Source organism: Methylocucumis oryzae (genome assembly GCF_000963695.1).
GTDB lineage: Bacteria > Pseudomonadota > Gammaproteobacteria > Methylococcales > Methylomonadaceae > Methylovulum > Methylovulum oryzae.
This window is the reverse complement of record NZ_LAJX01000016.1, coordinates 1-21,931: the sequence shown is the minus strand read 5'-3', so window position 1 is coordinate 21,931 and position 21,931 is coordinate 1. Positions and strand designations below refer to the sequence as shown.

General features: G+C 42.6%; 21 protein-coding genes and 1 pseudogene. 10 read left to right on the top strand and 12 right to left on the bottom strand.

All coding sequences use genetic code 11. From position 1 onward, the window contains the following. A pseudogene (gyrA, locus tag VZ94_RS02255) lies at positions 1 to 2,623 on the bottom strand (DNA gyrase subunit A). A 460-nt stretch (positions 2,624 to 3,083) separates the two neighbouring features. On the opposite strand from gyrA, the gene VZ94_RS02245 reads away from it, so the two are divergent. Further along, entirely contained in the window at positions 3,084 to 3,383 is a 300-nt protein-coding gene (locus tag VZ94_RS02245; protein ID WP_131655451.1) for a hypothetical protein, read from the top strand. Here VZ94_RS02245 and VZ94_RS02240 read toward each other — a convergent pair whose 3' ends face one another. The 8 genes from VZ94_RS02240 to VZ94_RS02210 all read right to left on the bottom strand — a co-directional run bounded on the left by VZ94_RS02240 (position 3,384) and on the right by VZ94_RS02210 (position 10,407). Beyond that, complete coding sequence (locus VZ94_RS02240) at positions 3,384 to 4,433, bottom strand: protein-glutamate methylesterase/protein-glutamine glutaminase (RefSeq protein WP_045777992.1); 1,050 nt, start codon at positions 4,431 to 4,433, stop codon at positions 3,384 to 3,386. 17 nt (positions 4,434 to 4,450) lie between these two features. After that, complete coding sequence (locus VZ94_RS32620; protein WP_204369018.1) at positions 4,451 to 4,642, bottom strand: CheR family methyltransferase; 192 nt, start codon at positions 4,640 to 4,642, stop codon at positions 4,451 to 4,453. Further along, positions 4,593 to 5,273 (bottom strand): CheR family methyltransferase, encoded by a 681-nt coding sequence (locus VZ94_RS02235; protein WP_204369017.1) that lies wholly within the window; start codon positions 5,271 to 5,273, stop codon positions 4,593 to 4,595. The genes VZ94_RS32620 and VZ94_RS02235 overlap by 50 nt, the downstream gene beginning before the upstream one ends. A gap of 109 nt (positions 5,274 to 5,382) precedes the next feature. After that, the gene (locus VZ94_RS02230; RefSeq protein WP_204369016.1) at positions 5,383 to 5,901 is read right to left on the bottom strand and encodes a chemotaxis protein CheW; all 519 of its coding nucleotides are present in this window, start codon (positions 5,899 to 5,901) and stop codon (positions 5,383 to 5,385) included. Positions 5,902 to 5,912: 11 nt separating this feature from the next. Continuing rightward, complete coding sequence (locus VZ94_RS02225; RefSeq protein ID WP_052700126.1) at positions 5,913 to 7,445, bottom strand: methyl-accepting chemotaxis protein; 1,533 nt, start codon at positions 7,443 to 7,445, stop codon at positions 5,913 to 5,915. Between the two features lie 56 nt (positions 7,446 to 7,501). Further along, positions 7,502 to 9,724 carry a chemotaxis protein CheA gene (locus tag VZ94_RS02220; protein ID WP_045777991.1) on the bottom strand — a complete coding sequence of 741 codons (2,223 nt, stop codon included), beginning with the start codon at positions 9,722 to 9,724 and terminating at the stop codon, positions 7,502 to 7,504. Between the two features lie 9 nt (positions 9,725 to 9,733). Beyond that, a complete protein-coding gene (locus VZ94_RS02215) occupies positions 9,734 to 10,018 on the bottom strand; it encodes an STAS domain-containing protein (protein ID WP_045777990.1) in 285 nt (94 codons plus the stop codon). An 11-nt stretch (positions 10,019 to 10,029) separates the two neighbouring features. Next, positions 10,030 to 10,407 carry a response regulator gene (locus VZ94_RS02210; RefSeq protein ID WP_045777989.1) on the bottom strand — a complete coding sequence of 126 codons (378 nt, stop codon included), beginning with the start codon at positions 10,405 to 10,407 and terminating at the stop codon, positions 10,030 to 10,032. 422 nt (positions 10,408 to 10,829) lie between these two features. Here VZ94_RS02210 and VZ94_RS02205 point away from each other — a divergent pair, with 422 nt between their 5' ends. The 5 genes from VZ94_RS02205 (at position 10,830) to VZ94_RS02190 (ending at position 13,906) form a co-directional block, all read left to right on the top strand. Then, positions 10,830 to 11,354: a hypothetical protein gene (locus VZ94_RS02205; RefSeq protein ID WP_052700125.1), complete on the top strand. Its 525-nt coding sequence runs from the start codon at positions 10,830 to 10,832 to the stop codon at positions 11,352 to 11,354. 4 nt (positions 11,355 to 11,358) lie between these two features. Further along, on the top strand, positions 11,359 to 12,189 hold the full coding sequence (locus tag VZ94_RS02200) for an SDR family oxidoreductase (RefSeq protein ID WP_045777988.1): 831 nt from the start codon (positions 11,359 to 11,361) through the stop codon (positions 12,187 to 12,189). A 414-nt stretch (positions 12,190 to 12,603) separates the two neighbouring features. Continuing rightward, on the top strand, positions 12,604 to 12,918 hold the full coding sequence (locus tag VZ94_RS27740) for a phosphatase PAP2 family protein (protein WP_239649565.1): 315 nt from the start codon (positions 12,604 to 12,606) through the stop codon (positions 12,916 to 12,918). Continuing rightward, complete coding sequence (locus tag VZ94_RS27735; protein WP_239649564.1) at positions 12,918 to 13,169, top strand: glycosyltransferase family protein; 252 nt, start codon at positions 12,918 to 12,920, stop codon at positions 13,167 to 13,169. The genes VZ94_RS27740 and VZ94_RS27735 overlap by 1 nt, the downstream gene beginning before the upstream one ends. Positions 13,170 to 13,219: 50 nt before the next feature. Continuing rightward, entirely contained in the window at positions 13,220 to 13,906 is a 687-nt protein-coding gene (locus tag VZ94_RS02190; protein WP_239649563.1) for a glycosyltransferase family protein, read from the top strand. A 63-nt stretch (positions 13,907 to 13,969) separates the two neighbouring features. Here the strand turns inward: VZ94_RS02190 and VZ94_RS02185 are convergent, their stop codons facing one another. Further along, a complete protein-coding gene (locus VZ94_RS02185) occupies positions 13,970 to 15,835 on the bottom strand; it encodes a GGDEF and EAL domain-containing protein (protein ID WP_045777987.1) in 1,866 nt (621 codons plus the stop codon). A gap of 507 nt (positions 15,836 to 16,342) precedes the next feature. Between VZ94_RS02185 and VZ94_RS02180 the strand changes: the two genes are divergently transcribed. From VZ94_RS02180 to VZ94_RS27730, 3 genes are read left to right on the top strand one after another with little or no spacing between them, the layout of a single operon-like run. After that, positions 16,343 to 17,281 (top strand): HDOD domain-containing protein, encoded by a 939-nt coding sequence (locus tag VZ94_RS02180; protein WP_052700124.1) that lies wholly within the window; start codon positions 16,343 to 16,345, stop codon positions 17,279 to 17,281. Continuing rightward, positions 17,196 to 18,629 (top strand): PQQ-binding-like beta-propeller repeat protein, encoded by a 1,434-nt coding sequence (locus VZ94_RS02175; RefSeq protein ID WP_239649562.1) that lies wholly within the window; start codon positions 17,196 to 17,198, stop codon positions 18,627 to 18,629. Before VZ94_RS02180 ends, VZ94_RS02175 begins: the two co-directional genes overlap by 86 nt. Positions 18,630 to 18,648: 19 nt before the next feature. Next, positions 18,649 to 18,882 (top strand): hypothetical protein, encoded by a 234-nt coding sequence (locus tag VZ94_RS27730; RefSeq protein WP_052700122.1) that lies wholly within the window; start codon positions 18,649 to 18,651, stop codon positions 18,880 to 18,882. Positions 18,883 to 18,972: 90 nt separating this feature from the next. On the opposite strand, the gene VZ94_RS02170 is transcribed toward VZ94_RS27730, so the two are convergent. Together VZ94_RS02170 and VZ94_RS02165 are read right to left on the bottom strand one after the other, a co-directional pair. Continuing rightward, complete coding sequence (locus tag VZ94_RS02170) at positions 18,973 to 19,548, bottom strand: cohesin domain-containing protein (RefSeq protein WP_157844832.1); 576 nt, start codon at positions 19,546 to 19,548, stop codon at positions 18,973 to 18,975. Positions 19,549 to 19,583: 35 nt separating this feature from the next. Then, on the bottom strand, positions 19,584 to 21,332 hold the full coding sequence (locus VZ94_RS02165; RefSeq protein WP_045777985.1) for an Ig domain-containing protein: 1,749 nt from the start codon (positions 21,330 to 21,332) through the stop codon (positions 19,584 to 19,586). 325 nt (positions 21,333 to 21,657) lie between these two features. On the opposite strand from VZ94_RS02165, the gene VZ94_RS25450 reads away from it, so the two are divergent. Then, positions 21,658 to 21,879 (top strand): hypothetical protein, encoded by a 222-nt coding sequence (locus VZ94_RS25450; protein ID WP_131655450.1) that lies wholly within the window; start codon positions 21,658 to 21,660, stop codon positions 21,877 to 21,879. Positions 21,880 to 21,931: the final 52 nt, after the last annotated feature.

Below are 21,931 nucleotides of genomic sequence, written 5' to 3'. Positions count from 1 at the left end.
TTATTCTTCTCCATCTTCTGGCGTCTGAGTATCTGGCTCGGCATCACTGGCCAAGTCATTGAGCTCTTCATCATCATTATTGGTATCGTCAACCCCTGCCAGTCCTGCAATACGGTCAACGCCTATCACTTTTTTCATTATTGTCTAAGCGGATAATCTTTACGCCTTGAGCATTTCTGCCAACGACCGAAATACCATCCACAGGCGTTCTGACTAAAGTACCGCCATCAGTAATCAACATAATTTCATCATGCTCATTGACTAGCACCGCACCGACGACAGAGCCGTTACGTTGCGAGGTTTGTATCGCGATTAAACCTTGACCACCGCGTTTATGACATGTGAACTCTTCTAATTTTGTGCGCTTACCAAAACCGTTTTCAGTAATGCTTAACACCGTCCCTTCAGTCGCAATAATCAGCGAAATGACTTTATGCTGTTGTTGTAAACGCATACCGCGCACGCCAGCCGCCGTCCTACCTACTGAAAGCACGTCAGCTTCATTAAAGCAAACCGCCTTACCCGCGCTGCAACACAATAAAACATTTTGTTGACCATCGGTCACTGCCACGCCGACTAAGCTATCGCCATCACGTAAATTGATAGCCAACTTGCCATTGCTAGGTTGACGCTCAAACTCGGTTAACGGTGTTTTTTTCACCGTACCGGCAGAAGTCGCCATAAATATAAATTTGTTTTCACTAAACTCGCGTATCGGCAATAAGGCGTTAATTTTTTCATTTGCATCTAATGGCAACAGATTCACAAATGGCTTGCCCCGCGCAGTACGGCTAGCTACCGGCAGTTGATAGACTTTTAAACCGTAAACTTTACCTAAGGACGAAAAGCATAAAATCGTATCGTGAGTATTGGCAACGATAAGCTTATCGATAAAATCGGTTTCTTTCATGGCGGTCGCCGACTTGCCACGACCACCACGTTTTTGCGCTTTATAATCGCTTAAGGGCTGCGCTTTAACATAACCTTCATGCGATACCGTCACCACTAAATCTTCTTCGGTAATTAAATCGCTATCGGTTAAGTCTTGTTGATCTTGTACGATTTCAGTGCGCCTTGCATCGCCGTATTCATCGCGAATCGCCATTAATTCTTCACGAATAATCTCTAGTAAGCGCTGTTCACTGGATAAAATGTGCAAATAGCCGTCAATTTCAGCTAACAAGGCTTTATATTCATCAACGATTTTATCTTGCTCTAAGCCAGTTAAGCTGTGTAACCGCAAATCTAAAATCGCTTTCGCTTGGATTTCTGACAATTGATACAAGCCATTATGCAAACCTAATTCAGCATCCAAGCCCTCTGGCCGAGAACGATCAGCATCCGCTCTATCCAACAAGGCCTTAACTAATCCGGCTTCCCAAGCTTGGGCTAATAATGCATCCTTAGCTTGCTCTCGACTTGCTGACGCTTTAATTAAGGCTATCATTGCATCGATATTCGCCAATGCAATCGCTAAACCTTCTAAAATATGGGTTCGCTCACGCGCTTTTCGCAATAAAAACAATGTCCTGCGCGTTACGCAAACACGTCTATGATCAATAAACGCACTGATAATCTCTTTAAGATTCATGCAGTGAGGTCTGCCATTTTGCAGCGCGACCATGTTAATACCGAACACTGACTCAAATTGCGTTTGCTTATACAAATTATTCAGCACAACCTCAGGCACTTCTCCGCGTTTTAATTCTATGACTAAACGCATCCCTTCTTTGTCTGACTCGTCACGAATCGCCGAAATACCTTCAAGCTTGCCTTCTTTAACCAATTCAGCAATCTTTATCTGCAACGTCGCTTTATTCACTTGATAAGGCAATTCAGTAGCAATAATGGCTTGTCGACTGCTATCACCGATATTCTCGAAGTGGCAACGCGCACGAATATAAATCTTACCGCGTCCTGTCGCATAGGCTTTATAAATACCAGAAGCGCCATTAATAATCGCGGCAGTTGGAAAGTCAGGCCCTGGAATATACTGCATTAACTGAGGAATCGTTAACGCTGGGTTATCACACAACGCTAAGCAAGCATTAATGACTTCACCTAAATTATGCGGCGGGATATTGGTCGCCATGCCCACCGCAATGCCAGACGAGCCATTCATTAATAATGCTGGCACTCGTGTCGGCAAGACTTGAGGTTCAACTTCTGAATCGTCGTAGTTAGGGATAAAATCGACCGTATCTTTTTCCAAATCGGCCAATAATTCATGAGAAATTTTAGCTAAACGCACCTCTGTGTAACGGTCGGCCGCTGGTGGGTCACCATCTACAGAGCCAAAATTGCCTTGCCCGTCAATCAGCATATAACGTAACGAGAATGGCTGCGCCATGCGCACCATCGTATCGTAAATCGCCATATTACCGTGTGGATGGTATTTACCCATCACATCTCCGACAATACGTGCTGATTTCTTATAAGGTTTGTTCCAATCGTTACCGGCTTCGCTCATGCCGTATAAGACGCGCCGGTGTACGGGCTTCAATCCATCTCTGACATCGGGCAAGGCTCGGTCAACGATAACGCTCATCGCATAAGCGAGATACGATTGCTTCATCTCGTCTTCGAGATTTACCGAAATAATTTCTTTAGCGAAGTTAGTCATTTAGCCTTCAAACATCAATCCTAGTTTCATAAGTTACCGCCAAGACCGCCATATAGGCTGTGCTGCTAGTACTATCGTACGCGCTTAAGTTAAGTCTTTAACCAAAACTTGAAAGCTGTTTTCGCTATGTTTTTAATACAAGAAAAAAGCTTCAAGTTGATAGCAATAACGCACATAGCCAGGCATTATAACAAATGGCAAATAACCCGTCGAAGTTGTTTAATAAAGGTTATGCTCTTTAGGCGGGACAATGCCCTGTCCCTACTTAAGTTGATAGCCTTTAATAAACAAATGGGCTACCAACTTAAAGCGGGACAGATTTAACTTTTAGTCAGTAATGCTAAATCGTCATTCCAGCAGGGATTGCCGGAATCCAGGCGCCATGGATGGCAAAGCGCCAAGCACATCCGTGTGTTCTCGGCAACAGCTCCTGCATAGCTAAGCCACATGGATGTGGTAAATGCAGAAAACGCAGGAGCAGTTTTCTGTCTACCTCCTGCGTCCTGCAGTCGTGGATCTCGGCAATCCATTAATGCCAAGAATGGCATGTATTAGAGCAACGCAGGAGCAGTTGCCTAGCCGAGATAACGTTGCTTTTACTAAGCTGTACCGTCTTAAAGTGTGTAGCCAACAAATGAAAGAAAGCTTATATTTACCAAGCTGTAGTTTTTTACGATCAAGAATCGCCGGTCACGTCATCATTAGGATGCACCCCAAAAACACGTTAACCGCAACCCGTGCCAGCACAAGTAATACCTGACTATCGAGTGTAACGAATAATCTCATCCGCTATTAATGTTAATGGGAGTTCGGCATCAACAGCACCCAGTTTAATCGCTTCTTTAGGCATACCAAACACCACACAACTGGCTTCATCTTGCGCTACCGTTCGCGCACCGACTTCATGCATCTCGCGTAAACCGCGCGCACCATCATCACCCATTCCAGTCATAATAATGCCCAAAGCGTTTTTACCGGCAAACTGCGCAACCGATTTAAATAAAACATCAACCGAAGGCTTATGGCGATTCACCGGCGGCCCATCAAAAACATTAGCATAGTAATACGCACCACTGCGACTTAAGCGCATATGCAAACCACCCGGCGCGATTAATACAGTCCCAGGAATCACTCTGTCACCTTCTTTTGCTTCACGCACTTCAACCGCACATAAGCGATTTAAGCGCTCAGCAAATGATGCCGTAAATTTTTCCGGCATGTGTTGCACCACTAAAATACCCGGAGAGACCCTAGGTAATGCCGTCAAGACAACTTCTAACGCCTGAGTACCGCCTGTCGAAGTTCCTATAGCGATGATTTTCTCAGTAGTCTGTGCAAGGGCTGCTATCGGGGCTGAAGCGACACTTGTTAGACTAGGCTTAGCAGGCTGCCCTGTAACAACCCACCGCTTAGGCTTAGCCAGCGCAGCGGTGCGTACAGTATTAATAAACTCTTTCGCAGAATCTTCTAAAAAACCTTTTAAACCAAGCGTAGGTTTAGTCACATAGCAAACCGCGCCTGCCGCCATTGCCTGCAACGTTGTTTCAGCACCTTGTGCCGTTAATGACGAACAAATCACAACTGGAGTAGGATGTTCTGCCATTATCAGCTTTAAAAAAGTAATGCCATCCATACGCGGCATTTCTACATCTAAAACAATGACATCCGGCCATTCCTGCGCCATTTTATCTTTTGCAATAATAGGGTCATTGGCGGTAGCAATCACTTTTATCTGCGGGTCTTTGCTTAATATTGACGACAATACCTGCCGAACAACCGCTGAATCATCCACGATTAATACTTTTATCATCTATCTATCCTAATGCTTCATTTACGCCTGTCTTGGCGATACACACCCGGCCCTATATTAACCAACCCCGGAATCACACCACCCAAACTTTCTGCGCTACCGACAAATAATACGCCATCTGGTTTTAATTTTGTCAGGATTTGGCCAACTACTCGGCGTTTAGTGACGGTATCGAAATAAATTAAAAACGTTGCGCAAAAATATAACATCAAAAGGGACTAATTCGGGCAAAGGCTGTATTAAATTAATTCGGGCAAACTGTATATTGTCGCGCAATGTTCGAGCGACTAACATCAACCCTTCATAACGCCCCGTACCTTTTAAAAAATACCGCTTTAATAAATCTTCTTGAATCGTTTCGCTACGCTCTATGTCATACAAACCAGAGTTGGCCTGCTCTAGCATTTGCCGACTAATATCAGACGCTCGCACGTCCCAGTCCAACTTAAAGCTCATACGTCTTATTTCTTGTAGCGTTATCGCAATACTATACGCCTCTTCACCACTAGAACAGGCAGCACTCCAAACGCGAAAAGAGGAGGTTTTAGGCGAACCCTCGGCTAGTTTTTTTAGCAAGTCAAAGTGATGGGGTTCTCTAAAAAAATAGGTTTCATTAGTCGTCAATAAATCAATAGCAAGTTCTAATTCACCTGGAAAGCGCTCAGTCTTCAACGCAGCAAAATACTCACCAAACGAACTGAGTTCATAAGCTTGCAAACGTTTAAATAAGCGACTTATAACCAATGTTTTTTTCCCTGGCCCTAAGGAAATACCCGTGTGGCTATACAGCAGCTCTCGAATTACCGCGTATTCACGGTCGCTAATATCGTTAAATTCCATCTGATTAGCTAGCGGTCGCTTACAATCTATGAAAAATGTTAAAAGATAACAAAGCTATTTTAGTGTATTTAAAATTGATGCTTTGACTTTAAAATCAGCTAAAGCACTTCTATATATCCGCTAAATCATCAAGCGGCAACGTCTTGGCAATGTCTAACAAAACGACAAAACGCTCATTAAATTTACTGATGCCAGCGATGAATTCGCTACGCACGCTTGCACCAAAGGCAGGGGCAGGCTCGATTTGAGTTTGCTCTATTTTTAACACCGCAGCCACATCATCGACTAAGATGCCTATGTCATTCGATTCACCCTCTTGAGTAATATCCAAAATAACAATACAGCTACGCTTATTAACAGTAGTGATTCCATGATTGAAACGAGCTGATAAATCAATAATCGGTATCACTGAACCCCGTAAATTAATGACGCCCTTAATATAACTTGGCATAAGAGGTACCATAGTCACAATACCGTATTGACTTATTTCTTTTACTAGCATCAAATTTACGCCAAACAACGCATCATTCAAGCTGAAAATAAGAAATTGTAACGCACCTTCTTCATTGGCTTGTTTATCATCCAAATACGTCGGCATCGAACTATCATGAAAAGCTTGGGCATCCATAAGCGGCTATCTCAAAACTTTTTAAATAACGATTCATCAATTTGTGTGGGCGATTGCCGCAGCCCAGCTCTGGCCGGTAACGCTTTGGCATATTGGGAGGGTAATTTAGACGTATCACGCGCTAAGGCTCGATTATTATCGGGCAACAAGAAAAACTCCATTAATGTTTGTAGCTGCTCGGCTTGACCTGACATTTCTTCGGCAGTAGCGGCCAATTCCTCGGATGCCGAGGCATTGTGCTGGGTAACTAAATTTAATTGCGTCATCGCGTTACTGATTTGATTTAAACCCAGTGATTGCTCTTGAGACGCTGCGGCGATTTCCTGCACTAAGTCAGATGTCTTGCGAATAGAGGGAATCATCTCAGCCAGCAGTTTTCCAGCTTGCTCAGCTACCGTAACACTGTTGCCGGCTAGCTCGCCGATTTCCTTAGCCGCAACTTGACTGCGCTCAGCTAGCTTACGCACTTCGGTTGCTACCACCGCAAAACCTTTACCATGCTCACCGGCACGTGCGGCTTCAATGGCGGCATTCAGCGCTAATAAGTTAGTCTGATATGCGATATCATCAACAATACCAATTTTACCGGCTATTTGTTTCATTGCCGTCACTGTTTGACTAACCGCATCGCCGCCTTGCACAGCCTCTTGCGCAGAGCGAGACGCCATGGTGTCGGTCACTTTCGCGTTTTCTGTATTTTGAGCCACCGAACTCGACATTTCCTGCACTGAGCTGGTGGTTCGTTCAACCCCATTTGCTTGCTCAGACGCCGATTGCGATAAACTCTGCGCTGTCGAACTCACCTGCCCTGAAGCAGAATTAAGCGCATCGGCGGCATTGCGTACATCATTAATAATCGACGCTAATTTTTCACAGGCTGCGTTACAATCAGTTTTCAATTGCCCAAACACACCGGCATAGTCTTTATCAATACGTTGCGTTAAATCACCTGACGCTATCGCGCTTAACACCCTAACAACATCGCCTAAACCCTGCTCTGTCATTTCAGTCAGTTGGTTCATACTCTCGCTTAATTGCTTTAAGAAACCTGTTTTACCTTCGCTATTCATGCGACGAGAAAAATCTCCCAGAATCGCTTGCGCAACAATGGTAGTAATTTCCTGTTGTGCCGCAATTTCTTGTTGTTTTTGTCGGGTAATGTCAGTTGCGTATTTGACAACTTTGAATGGTTTACCATCGCGATTTAGAATTGGGTTGTACGATGCTTGCAACCATACCTCACTACCTCCTTTCGAAATACGCTTATATTGCCCAGCATCATAATCACCACGACCTAATTTATCCCAAAACATACGATACTCGATGCTGTCGCGATAAGCAGTATCAACAAACATGCTATGGTGACGACCTTGTATTTCGTCTAGCTTATAGCCCATTGTCATTAAAAAATTATCATTAGCGGTAATAACCTTACCATCCATAGTAAACTCAATCACCGCTTGCGACCGATTAACCGCCGCGATTTGGCCTTGCATATCCTCAAACCTAGCGGCTTGCTGTAATTTTTCAGAACGCCCTAACACTTGATCAAACCAAGAATTTTTTCATTTGATTCATTGTCATCTCCTAACATTCACCTTTATTGATTTGCATGCACCAACACCTGTCTATCGACGACAGCTACATTGTGTTGCTCATGCTCATTTTCTGTTGCAACCCTCACTAAAGCTGGCACGTCAAGGATTAACGCAACTTCACCAGAGCCTAGTACAGTAGACCCACAAACGCCACGTAGATTTTTAAATAATTTTCCTAACGGCTTTATCACGGTTTGATATTCTCCTTGTAACTGGTCAACCAGCAATCCTATTAAGCTGTCATTATTTTTAACAACAACGATACTACGCCGCTCTGGAATGTCATTGGCAATCGCAAAAATTTCTTGCAGTTCAAGAAACGGCAAAACATCACCGCGCAAATCAAAATTACCTGACCACCGGTTATGTTTTAGCAGTTTACTATTATCCGCATCGACACACTCAACAACGGCTTGTAGTGGAATCACGTAAGTATACATACCAACTTTAACTAAAAAGCCATCAATAATGGCCAGCGTAAGAGGTAACTGGATTTCTATAGTCGTACCCACACCGACGGTGCTTTTAAGCACGACTTGACCACGTAACGCTTCAATATTTTTCTTTACCACATCCATACCGACGCCTCGCCCCGATAAGTTAGTGACCACTTCAGCGGTAGAAAAGCCTGGTAAGAATATTAAATTGAGTTTTTCTTGCTCGGTAAACTGTTGATTCAGTGAAATTAGGCCACGCTCACGAGCTTTTGCAACTAATTTTTCACCATCTATACCGCACCCATCATCGATGACGCGTATAACAACATGCCCAGAATCATGATGGGCTGATAAAGAAATTTTTGCAGTAGGTATTTTTCCTATTGAACTGCGCACATCCGGCAGCTCTATACCATGGTCCAGCGAATTACGCACTAAATGCATTAATGGATCCGCTATTTTTTCAACCACCGATTTATCTAATTCTGTCTCGGCGCCAATGATTTCTAACTCGACTTTTTTGCCTAATTCGCTAGCGACATCACGCACAACACGTTTAAAGCGTCCGAATGTCTCACCGATATAAACCATTCGTAACGATAAGGCGTCATTTCGAATTTCCTCAACCAGTCTACTCATTTGTTGAGTGGCCTCAAGCATCGAAGAATTTTGTGCGTTTTGTGCCAATAACCCCGCACTTGCGCTACAAATAACCATTTCGCCGACCAAATTAATTAACGCATCTAATTTATCGGCTGGTACACGAACAAAACGCGAGCTGTTATCCGTAGTACGCGTTTCCCGCATTTTAGATTGCTTACTTAATGCCGCATCGATAATTTCAGGGGTAACGGTATTTTTCGCCACTAAAATTTCACCGATGGTTAAGCGTGGCGCATTTGCTAACTGCGGTGAGTTATTATGCTCTTGCATCGCCTCTTCGACGATTCTGCGCGATACCGCGCCGCATTCAACCAAGATGTCGCCTAACCTAGGCTCTTCAGGTAATTCATTAATTAACGAGACAAAGTCAACTTCGGGGCCACTTGGAGGGAATAAGCGTAATGAGCAATCATCTTGAACAAACTCAAACGCTGCCTCGATGTCATGCTGAGGCGCAGCAGTAAATAAGCGTATTTCAAAGCCCAAAAAACAGCTTTCTGGGTCTAATAGCTCTAAATCGGGTAGACGGTCATCAATAGCAAAAATAGTCGTAATTTCGCCTAAATTAAGCAAATAATGCAACGTACTAATGGGATCTAACCCATTGCGAAAAGCATCTTGACTAAACCTAAGTGAAATATGCCAAGTGCCTACTTTAGGCTTTAAATTCTGGGTAGGTTCATTTTTTTCTTTCGCTTTAATAGGCGTATCATGCTCAAGATACTCGGCTAATTGCTCCACTAATGCCTTAGATTCTATACCTAACAAAGCCAACTTAGCTTCATCCGTGCTTTTGCTTTCCAAATACTCTAACATCAAAAAAATGTGGTCAGCGCTTTTTAATAAAACATCACTGAGCTTAGCTTCGAAAGGAAGCGCGCCGTTGCGTAGTCTATCCAGCACGCTTTCTACTTTATGAGTAAACTGAACCACATCGTTTAACTCAAATAAACCCGCAGAGCCTTTTATGGTGTGAATCGCTCGAAACAACGCATTAATAGTCTCTTTGTCATCCGGGTCATCTTCAAGACTCAGTAACGCATCTTCCATTTGCTGTAGCATATCCTTAGCTTCAGCAAAGAAAGTACTTAATACATCAGCATAAAGCTTTGAATCTGCACTCATAGCGCAACCTTACGAGTTGACCAAAAAACGGCTGGATAATTGTAAATCATCCAACAACTTTGCTAGCGGCTTAGGTACCGAATGCAAGGCAACTGTCGCGCCTGCTTTCGCCGCTGAATTCGACAATGCTAATAAAAGCTGTACACCCGCACCGTCGCATTCTTTAACATTAGAAAAATCTAACTCAATTGCAGTGTTTCTACGCTCATATTCGCGTAACGCTTTTAATAATATCGCTTTAATTTCAGTAACTTGATAAATAGTCAAATCATCAGGTAGACGAACAGCGCCCATATCACACCCGCCTATGGCAAGATTAGCTTTGATACCGCATTTAACAACTGCTCAGATTTAAACGGCTTCACCATCCATGCTTTAGCCCCTGCGGCTCGCCCTTCTTGCTTAATGGCATCAGAATCTTCAGTAGTTAACATCATCACCGGGGTAAACTTGTAACTAGCAAGCTGTTTTACACGAGTAACAAATTCAATCCCGCCCATAACAGGCATATTAATATCACAAATAATCAGGTGAATTTTTTGATTATTAAGTTGACTTAATTTATTTAACGCGTCTTGACCATCGCTAGCCTCGACAACTTCATAACCCGCCCCCGTTAACGCCATTGCTTCTACCCGCCTAAAACTAGCCGAATCATCAACAATAAGTATGGTTTTTGCCATAGCACGTATCTCCTTGATTAATACAATACACTCTCGATAAACTAAAAAATGACGAGGAAACAAATAGTAACAGTGATTAACCACTAAAACAACTAAACAACTTAACTAGATTTTATAACCATCGAAAAGCAAATCCTCGCTTAAATCGTAACATTTTTTAGTTTCGTCATAGAACTTATTGGATTAGATTGATAATGCTTTCGTGACATTAACCGCTATAAAAACAAATAATATGCCACTGCTTCTGCTAAAAACACAAAAGCCCGTTCATTCGCTCAGCTAAGAATTTGCAATCACATGACAACATTACTATGATTAGCGGAGGCAATAAAAACAACAAAAACAGAGCTGTGTAATATGAAACAATTTTTTTATTTTCTGCTATTCGGCATAATGTCAACCTCTTATGCTGAAGTTTATAAATGTACCGGTGCGGATGGCAAAAAAAGTTTTATCTGTCCCATCCGTGCAGCGATGGCGTCAGTAATGAAGCCGTCGACTTAAAAACAGGCAACGTTGTTAACCTTGAGGAAGTGCAAAGACAAGAAAAATTAAAGAAACTAGAAGAAACCGCTAAGCTCGAAAAACAGCGTTTAGAGCAACAACAAGAAGCGCTACGCAAATTGGCTGTAGAACAACAAGCCGCTGTTGAAACAGAAACTAATCAGCAATTGATTAAAGCCAATCCAAGTCAATTTTCACCGTTTTCTATCCCTCCTTATAAGCCTAATAAACTTAGCTCGCTAGTTAAGCAATACGAAAATCGCTTGCCAGAAATTGAACGCTTGCGCCGTTTTGCCGCCAATAAAGCGCTAGCGACACAGCAATGCACCCGAGTTGAAGCTGTTGAATTAAATGAAAAAAGTACCGCAACAAACCTAGTTTTTTTGGTGGACTGTCGAAGTGGTAAAAGCTTTTATTACAACGAAACCGATTTGAAGCCATAGCCTTATGCCAACCAACCCATCTATTTTAATTACTGGCTGCTCTAGCGGTATCGGTTATGCGTGTGCCAAGCTATTAAAAGCGCGCGGCTATTTTGTCATTGCGAGCGCACGTAACCCAACTGACGTAGAGCGCTTACGTCAAGAAGGTTTTACCACTATCATGCTTGATTTAGCGGATAGTGCTAGCATCAAAGCGGCGGTAGCCGAAACATTAAGCTTGACTGGCGGGACATTAAATGCACTATTTAATAATGGCGCATTTGGCCAACCCGGCGCAGTTGAAGATTTAAGCCGCGATGTGTTGCGTTTTCAATTTGAAACCAATGTTTTTGGCACACATGAGTTAACTAATTTGGTTTTACCCATCATGCGCAAACAAGGTTATGGCCGGATTATTTATAACAGCTCAGTATTAGGGTTTGTTGCCATGACGTATAGAGGCGCTTATAACGCATCTAAATTTGCCTTAGAAGGTTTAGTTGACACCTTGCGTTTAGAATTACACGGCGTCAATGTCCAAGTGTGTTTAATCGAGCCTGGCCCCATTATAAGTGCGTTTAGAAGCAACGCCTTTGCGCTCTATCAACGGAATATCAATCCTGAACATAGTTTTCATAAAGAAACTTACCAAGCAATAGAAGCTCGTTTACAAAAAGAAGGTCCCGTAGCACCGTTTACTTTACCTGCCGAAGCGGTAGCCGAAAAATTAATTCATGCCTTAGAAGCCAAACACCCTAAAATTCGTTATTACGTGACATTTCCAACGTATTTAATGGCAATATTAAAACGCTTATTGCCTATGTCATGGATGGACAAGGTATTACGCAAAATTTGACCTATACACATAACAACCATAACAATCAACCCAAGCTCTCGAATTGCTGTCACGAAATGGTAAACATTGCTTAATCTTGCTGTCACACAAGACCTATAATCTTTACCTTCTAGTTTTTTATAACTATAACTAAAAATTCAAAATCGAGGCTTTTCTTTGTCATAATAGCGGCCCGCTTTTTATGACGTTGGTGAGAGGATACGACAATGAAACTATTGCTTTCTATACATAAATGCGATGTATTTATGTTTACTTGGCTGATTAATGCTAGGATTCATGGCACATTAACGCATTTTTGCCGCTCCGTATCCAAAACTGGAGACGGTCAACTATACATTGCGGCCATCGTTTTACTCTGGATGTCCGAAGGTTTTACTAGCCCTTTTTTGCACGCGATATTATTGGCGTTTTTTAATGGAAAGACCACTTTACTTTATTTTGAAAAATGGTTTTAGACGCAACCGACCCGAGGCCGCACTAAAAGATTTTCGTAGCGTTATTACACCGGCCGACCAATTCAGTTTTCCATCCGGCCATACTTCTGCCGCCTTTATGATGGCAACCTTAGTCGGTTATTTCATTCCATCACTGATGATACCGCTTTATTGCTGGGCGGCTTTAATCGCATTTTCACGCGTAGTGCTAGGCGTACATTTTCCAACGGATACTTTAATGGGAGTTGTGTTAGGCGTCGGTACCGCAGCTATTAGTTTAGGACAAATCTTATAATGAAAATTTTTTATGGCGTTCAAGGTACTGGCAATGGACACATCACGCGCGCCAGGGTCATGGCAAAAGAACTTTACGCTGCCGGTATCGAAGTAAAATTTCAATTTACCGGTCGACCTGAAGAAAAATATTTTGATATGGAGGTTTTTAATGGCTACGAATTGCGTACCGGACTCACATTTCATACCCATAAAGGTGAAGTCAGTTATCTAAAAACGGCGCGTGACACCAAACCTATCACTTTTTTGTAAAGATATTAATACACTGGATTTATCAGTCTATGATTTAGTCATCACCGACTTTGAACCCGTTACCGCTTGGGCAGCAAAAACGTCGGAAAATACCCACGTTAGGTATTGGTCATCAATACGCGTTTAACCACAATATCCCTAGAGCCGGTGGCGACCCCATTGCTAACCGAGTCATGAAACTATTTGCCCCTGCGGATACTAGCGTAGGTTTGCATTGGCATCATTTTGGCCAACCCATCTTGCCTCCTATTATCGAAACCCCTACCCCACCGACCACAACTATTCACAATAAAATTATTGTCTATTTGCCTTTTGAAGACACGCAGCAGGTTATTCAATTACTTTCAGCCTATCCACACTATAATTTTCATATTTATAGCCCTGAATTAACGGTATCAACGTATTCTCATATTACCTGCAATCCCTTATCGAGAACGGCATTTCAAAAGGATTTATATGATGCTACCGGGATTATCACCAATGCCGGTTTTGAACTGGTCAGTGAAGCATTGCAACTAGGCCAAAAAATCTTAGTTAAGCCATTACACTCGCAAATGGAGCAAATCTCTAATGCAACAGCATTAAAAGAACTAGGCTTCGGTCATGTGATGCAGGATTTAAACGCAGCAGCCGTTGAACATTGGTTAGATGATAAACACGCAGTCCATGTCACCTACCCTAATGTCGCTAAAACACTGGTAGAATGGATTCAAAAGTGGTATGCCGACTATGGATGAAGACTATATTGAAAACGTCTGGAGTACTGTCGACGTTCTGCATATCAATTTAGTTTAAAGCCACTATCGCATAAACGGATTAAGAATACCTCGATAATTGATATGCTCATTAAGAATAAGCGCCTCAATTGAAATCGTACTAGACGGTTGTAGGGTTCTGCTAGGGGAACCAAAGAAATAGCCTTGCGCTAAGTCTATACCAATATCTTGCAGTTTTCTGACTAAAGCAGCATTTTCAACATACTCGGCAATCGTCTTCTTACCCAACTTTGCCGCAATCTCAACAATTGATTTGACTAAGACTTGATCGGTCTCATCATCAACTAAATTTTGAATAAACTGCCCATCAATCTTAATAAAATCGACTGGGAATTTTTTCAAGTAACTGAATGAGCAAAAACCGGCACCAAAATCATCTAACGCAAACTTACAGCCTAATGCTCTGATTTTTACAATCATATTGCGTGTTTGCTCAAAATTATCAACTGCTGACGTTTCGGTAATTTCAAACATCAAGCGTCTAGGGTCTACCCAAGTACTCTCTAACTTATCTTTTATCGTGGTTAACAAGGTCTGGTCTTGGAATGCGTAACTGGATAAATTAACCGCTAACGACACATGCCCCATAAAATCCGGCAGCGTTGCTAAAAAATCAATCGCGTTTTCGACAACCCACGCATCAACATGATGAATTAACCCCATGCGCTCAGCAACGGGTATGAATTCTGCTGGCCCGATAATATCACCGGCATCATCGCCTATCATTCTCAATAAGACTTCATAATGAGAAATCCGCTCTTGGATTAAATCAACGACAGGCTGATAGAGTAGCAAAAACTTTGACTCTAACAAGGCACGGCGAATTAATGGCGTCCAATACGCATCGGAGTGTCGTTTTGATAACACACTGTCATTATCATTGTATTCCCAGCACATATTACGGCCATTTTCTTTTGCTAACCGACACGCCTGTCGTGCGCGTGCAATCAGTTCACTGGGATGTCGTATGGGTTTATCGCTATTTAAATACGCCATACCTACTGATATTGTCGCGTTATAAACCACATTTTCGACAAAAAATTTAAAATCATCTAAAGCACGTCTTACGCTTTCAGCAAACTGCCGCACGTCATGCTGACTGACATTATCCAAATAAAGACAAAACTCATCTGAGCCAATACGCGCTAAGTAGTTGGCCTTTGTGACAAAGCTTCTTAACTGGGTAACGGCTTCAATTAATAAGCGATCACCCGTTTCATAACCCTCAAGCTCATTAATTAAACTAAATCTATCAATATCAAGATATAACAGCGCACCATTCTTGGGTAATTTTTGATTGCGCTTAATCAACGTGGCAATATGTCGCTCAAAACTTTGCCGATTTAATAAGCCTGTTAACTCGTCATGGGCTATTAAATATTTTAACTTGGCATCAATCACTTTGCGTTCAGCCAGTTCACTAGACAATAATGCCTCGTTCACCAAACGTTGCTGACGCTCATGTTTAATCGCTAATTGAAAACGTAATGCTGATAATAGCTCGTTCAGTTGAACAGGTTGGCTTAAAAAATGAATCATGCCATTCAATTGGCTTATCTCATATTGTTTACCCAATTGCATAGCAAGAGCGGACTGTCGCATTGTGCCTAAAATTGTAATTGGCACCGCATAAGCATCTGGCGTGCACGCAAGCGACAAGCAGAGTTCATGAAATTGGCAGGCTGGCAGGTTTTCATTAACCAAAAGCGCACCCACTTTTTCGGGTTGCCGATAATGCGGCCTTAGTAATTGATAAATGCTGTGACCATCCTGAGCTATCGCGACATTAGGATAGCCTTGTTCAGTTAAGCAGTTAACTAAAGTCTCGGCATAGGCAAGGTCGCTTTCGCCTATGATAATCAAGCTCTTGTTAATCTGCGTTGTTTTCATCGCGCACTTCCAAACGGTTTAAGACGCTTTATTTTAACGCAAAGCGACCAAGGGATTATTAAATCATTCTTAATTTTTTACAACATACACGACATCTACCGCGCTAAATCAAACAAAGAAGCGTAATATTTCACCAATGTTTGCTTATAAGCGTAAACTATACCTTAAACGGTCAGGTTTTCGGTTTTTAGGTAGGGGCGCTGTGCGCACCTTTCTAACATCATTAAAAATCAATAAAAAAAGGTGCGCACAGCGCACTACGACAATACAAGATAACGAAAACTAGACCGTTCAAAGTATATGAACTTTAGCCGACGGCATAAAGTTCCTACGAGGTGTTCACTGCCCACAATTAAGCATTTAAGTAGCCGTTTTTCGGAGTGCAAGGCTTGCCTTGCACGGGTTTAAACACCGCATAAAGCAAGCTTTGTACTCCAAAGTAGCTTAAGGCAGTGACGCGGTGTTGGCAGTAGCTACTATTTACACTCGGAAAGTGACTAGATTGATATGGTTAACTCTCAAAACTCATTAAAGATTTCAGACTTATTGCAAGGCGATTTACAGCTAACCACGCCGCCGAATATTTATTTTGAGCTACAAAAAGTGATTGATAATCCAGCATTATCAATGGAAGCCGCTGCGGCAGTGATTGAAACAGATCCCGCATTAACGATTAAATTATTAAAAATTGTTAACAGCGCGTTCTACGGCTTTGCCTCTAAAATAGTCAATATAAAGCGCGCCGTGAGTTTAATAGGTGCAACAGAGCTGCAAAACCTAGTTTTAGCCGCTATCATTATTGATAAGTTTTCAACCATGCCAGGTGGCATAATATCCATGCAAGAATTTTGGGCAAAAAGCCTTTATTGCGGCTTAATCGCCAAAGAGCTGGCCTGCTTAAAAGCACAATCCTCGGAAGAATTGTTTGTTTGTGGCTTATTACATCATATTGGACAATTAGTCTTTTTTAGACGCATTCCGGAGCTTGCACGCTCGGTTTTATTAGCGAAACAAAGCAATACCGACGCAGAAGAAATTGAGCTAGAAACCTCCATCATAGGTTTTAATCACTATGAAGCCGGCGCCGCATTAGCTGAGTTATGGCGCTTACCGGACATCATTATTGAAAGCATACGCTTACATACGACACCCGAACTTGAAAGCCCTTGCCAAGCCGTCGCGTCTCTTGTGCGTATAGCCAATCGATACAGCCTAGGCAACATCAAAGACATGAGCCTTATCACCGACTCGCTAGGTTTAACGAAAGACCATGCAGAACTCGCATTAGCAAAAAGCCAAGAAGAATTTGACGTGATTTTCAAAATTTTTTTACCAAAACTAACTTTTACCTTTACCCATCATGACCGCTATCCACCGCGTATTGACTTATGCATTTTTAATCGTAAGCATCGGTCTGTTGCTCGCCTGTACACATACACCGACTAACAAAATTGTTTCACTAAAACTAACACCTGCTTTTCCTACTCAACAACATCCTTCGACAACCTATTCCGCCAGCATTATTGCCTCGCCATTAGCGTACAAAGATGCCGCTCAACAGCCTCATATTATCGTACCGACAGAAAATGGCAGAATTTCCGCACTGAATGCTGATAATGGTCAAGAAGAATGGCAGTTACAACTTCCAGTCGTCCCAGGGCAAGAAGCCGAGTTAATTGCGACACCGATTATTGTTGCAGACCAATTAGTGGTTTCGTACCAGACCTTAGATCACGGAACCCGTAATAGCCATAAATTACTGGTTATTGATTTAACCACTGGCAAACTAAACAACGCCTTTCAACCTTTAACGCTGAGTGCTAGCAAGCCTAGTTCCGATGACAACGCACAGGTTACTTTTGCCCCAGCTCATGCCTATTCCCATGCTGCGTTAAAGAGGGTAACGGATGCTAAGCAGCATCCGTTAATCTACTTAGGCTTTGGTAATGCCAGCGATGTGCAGCCCTTTCACGGCTGGCTGTTTGAAGTTGATTTAACCGACTGGCGCGACCACGGAGTAGACCATGCAATAAAAAACGTATTGCTCACAACTCCCGAAGCCAAATGTCCTGTCAAAATGGAATACGGTACCCAAGAAATGGTATGTGGCGGCGGCATCTGGACACCCTCCGGCATTGCGATTACCGGCCAGGGCGAGGAGAGTGAATTATTGATTACAACCGGCAATGGTCAAGTTGACTTAGCTCGGAAAGATTATGCCAATGCCTTGCTCAGAATGAAGCCGGGTTTACAATTCGATGCGGGTTGCGATGCAACGTTATGCGCTAATTTTAATCCCGTTAAACCTAGTGAAGCGTGTTTAGCCTCTTGCAAAAATTTATTTATTCCGCGCTTAGCACCCGGTAATCTCCCTATTAAACCGCCGTATCATGAATGTGATGATAAGGATTTTTGGGAATGTTTAGCGTGGATGGATTACGATTTAGGCGCTAACACACCGGTAAAACTACAGTTACATAACGGTCAATCGGTGATTATCCAAGCCGGTAAAGATGGCGGCGCCTATTTGATTGATGCAGAGCATCTAGGGATTCAATATGATCGCCTGCAAGTTGCTAAACTGTGCGGCTCACCGACTGACTTATGTAAATTAAGTTGGGCCGGAATGATTGTGACTCAGCCCGTCGTTACGCAAGACAACGGCATGCCGATTGTTATTATTCCAACCTTTAGCGCAGACAACACGAATTCAGCCGGTTTAGTCGCATTAACGGTCAGCTTAAGCACTGGCAAGCCAACGTTAAAAAGAACTTTGGCGCTTTCCTGCACCTAATCATGTCAATGCGTTAAAGATGTTCCGCAGCCACCCATCATTTCCTGTTTTAACGACTCATATTGGCAACGAAGCCATAGTCTGGTTAGTGGATATAGGCGAGCACGGCACGATTTATGGCGTCAGAGCCAAAGACGGTTTGCTCGTTGCCGAACAAAAATTAGCCGGTTCAGGTAGACAATTGTCCATGCCCATTATTATCGACCATCGCATTTATGTCGCCTCAAAAATGCCAACCACAGGCAAGGCATGATAGAAGCCTTTACTATTGAGCTAAAACAATAACGTATTATGCGGTGTTAACGGGTTACCCAAGTTAACACCGCAAAACCAAGACCTTAACTTAGTTTTTTCGTGCCAATCTGGCTAAGCCCAACAAGCCTGAACCAAACAACCACGCAACACCGGGTAACGGAACAATACCAATGTCAGTTGCCGTAACATGACCCGCATGTAACGTTAATGGTTGAATTACATCACCGTTAGCATCGCTTAATAACACATTTAGCAAATCAATTTGACTGACACCTGCCGCCAAAACTTTAAAGCTTACTGTCGCTAACAGCGTATCACTTGCATAATCATTGCCACTAAACGCTAAGGATAATTCTGCAAAACTAATTTTACCTGCGCTTATCGCATCACTGATTAAAAACGTGTCTGCACCAAATAAACCAGCACTAACAATACTCGTAGCCGCTAAAACTGAGTTATCAAATGCAAGCTCAAGCTCAAATCCTGCCAAATCTTTAACATCATTAATGAAAATATTAACTGCGAAATTGGCACCTTTAGTAGTTGCTAACGAGCTGTCAATACCGGCCCCAGGAACCATGTCCACCGATAACGTTGCCGCTTGCGCAGGGTAAAAAAATAAGCAACATAACGTTAATGCGGCTGTTGATAAAAATTTATTCATTGTTATTTCCTCGTATAAATGAGCATCAGCCGGATTTAAGGTAAGCATTTTGCTTTGGTACAACGTTTTACCGCTTTGCGCAAATCAACAATATTGATTTTTAAATCTCCGTTTAAGTCGTACACACTGTTCGCCGGTACGGCTTGTCCAAATTTGAGTTTGATTAATTTCAAATCATAAATATCAATATCGCCATCACCGTCAATGTCACCCAGCTTAACCGGAGCAGCCAAGATTTTCAGCGTCAGCGCTTTATTTGCGGTTTTTAAGGCTTTATCGGTTACGGTAAAAGTTGCTGAACGTACACCCGCCGTGCCTTTATCGGGAATACCCGACAACAAACCGCTGGGACTTAAACTTAAACCGCTAGGTAACGCATTGATTCGCCATTGATAAGGTTCAGTTCCCCCCTCCGCTATGAGCTGTAGCGAATAAGCGGCTAACTCCGTCGCATCAGGTAGTACAGCAGTGGTAATTGTTGGTGGTATGCTTTCTATCGTAATCGTGTAGTCTTTACTCACCACGTTGTTATCCTTATCGGTTGCTTTGACTTTAAAAGCAAACACACCAGACTCTGTTGGTGTACCTGATAACACGCCTGTCGCTGAATCAATCTCTAATCCTAAAGGAAAATTACCCGTCACCTCAGTGACATAAGGTGTATTACCGCCCACCACAACCGTTCTGTCGGTATAGGCTTTGTTCACTTTACCATCTTCAATATGCTCAATAAGCCCTAAGGGGGCTTCAGCAGCAAATCCAGCCATTTGCGCGCCGGTGTAGTCGCCGATTAACTCCTCTGTAGAACAATCCCAGGGATAAGAATTACCACCAGCATCGGTCACATCAACAACACCTACACCGTGTAAATCATCAGCGGCGACTTCGTCACACATCGCTTCGCCATTCTCACCATCAATGGTTTTAGCGCTACCTTTATACTTATAAAATTCGTAGCGACGCGTCACTTTTTCATCGCCATTTTTTAACTCATCTGGTTTTTTAGCGGCTAACTCGTCTTTTTTGTTATCGCCTTTAGAATTGGTTTGTAATAAGTACCATTCACTTTCAACTTCGGCTGCTTCACCGTTAGTCCAATCATCTTTACCGTCACCATCTTTGTCATCACTGATTAATTCCTCTAACGCAACGTCTTTATTATTATGCGTTTTAGTCTTAATTACCTTTACCCAAGACGGCTTACCATATTGCTTTTTCGGTGGAATAGGTGCAGGAGGCGCGGGAATCACCGCAATCACTTGTGCTGGCTGTGCTTGTGCAGGAGGTACATACGTCCACGTTGGCGTACCTACTTGTACTGCTGGCCCATGAATCAATGTTCCTGGATGTAATGGATCATCGATTAACCAATTGTATTTAACAACACCGGCACCATAGTAACCCACGCCAAAATGCTCACAGCCTTCATTAACACTGGGATTGGTACATTGATGACCGTTAGTGACTGGAAACGAGCCTTTAGGTACTGCGGTGTAGGATGCATAAGCACCGTTTGCCGTTTTCTTACTCTCATAACGCACAAACGTTTTCGGGTGTAACGGGTCGCTCAAATCTTCGGTAATAACGGGATGACCGTAATGGTTATAGTCATAGGTATAAGTCACAGACGTACTTCTAACATCGTCAATTTCAATTTCGAAACCATGAGTTTCTACTCCGGTATCGTTAACAGCATCAAAATTGTTCAACGTTCCATACGCAGTACTTGCTTGCGTAAGAGACGCGTAACAACTTAATGCCATGATTAATAGTGTTTTTTTCATCGTATTGCCTTGTAAGTGAATTCAACAAAACACTACAAAAAATTAATCTACGCTAAGCTGCCAACATAAAATCACACTATGCAGCTTAGTATTAAACGCGTTAAACTTTTGTAGTGATGAAGCAATCTATCAGCCGGTATTTTGCTGGGCCTGGCTCAACACCGATGTCCACCAATAAATTGTGCAGCACTTAACGCATTAATAATGCCAAAACCGGGGCGCTTATCATTATCAGCCCACAAGAAATAAGCATCGATTAATCAATACGTTAAAAAAGCAAGAAAACAATTAACTTATTAATACTATGGTTTTATGCAAAAAATGTATGACAAAACTTGCAATCACGCAAAAAAAAGAATGGTTTTCTCGCTTCAAATTCAACGCAAACACGATTAGCCAAATTAAATCACCCACTCTGCTAAACAGCGACCAATCAGAAAACCATAGTTTTACATACCCGTCATTCCGGCATGGATTGCCGGAATCCAGTGCCATGGATGGCGCTCTTCAAGTCCCCCTGTGTTCTTGGCAATCCATGCCGAGATGACGACCCGGAGACGAACTACGGTTCTCAAATTGGGCGRKCTATAWAMAGACGC